2 pseudogenes are annotated in these 455 nt (G+C 60.7%); both read right to left on the minus strand.

Going from position 1 to position 455, the window contains the following annotated elements:
- Positions 1 to 205 (minus strand): annotated as a pseudogene (purU, locus tag ACOZKU_RS25865) (formyltetrahydrofolate deformylase); the annotation flags it as partial.
- A gap of 97 nt (positions 206 to 302) precedes the next feature.
- Positions 303 to 455 (minus strand): annotated as a pseudogene (locus ACOZKU_RS25870) (electron transfer flavoprotein subunit alpha/FixB family protein); the annotation flags it as partial.

The raw sequence follows: 455 nt of genomic DNA on the forward strand, positions 1-455 counted from the left end.
CGGGAGCAAAGCCGGCCTTGATGTCGTCTTCCGACACGCCTTCCTGGGACAGGAAGGTCAGGCGCATGAAGAACAGGCCCGTCTCGAGATCGTCGAACTGCGACGAATCCGAGATGTAGCACCCCTTTTCGGCGAGGTAGCCGGTGATGGCGGCGACGATGCCGCGGGTCGATTGGCAGGATACGGTCAGGACGTGGCTTTTCATTCGGCGTATCTCCAGGTCATGAATGTCAGAAGAATGGCGCGGCCCTTAGAGCCGCGCCATCCGTCGCTTGGGAGGCAAATAGCGGGTCGGTATGTGCTTACACTGCCTTCTGCAGTTCCGGCAGGGCCTCGAAGAGGTCCGCGACGAGGCCGTAGTCGGCGACCTGGAAGATCGGTGCCTCCTCGTCCTTGTTGATCGCAACGATCACCTTACTGTCCTTCATGCCGGCCAGATGCTGGATCGCACCCGA

The sequence above is a fragment of the Shinella sp. M31 genome (assembly GCF_049199205.1).
Lineage (GTDB): Bacteria > Pseudomonadota > Alphaproteobacteria > Rhizobiales > Rhizobiaceae > Shinella.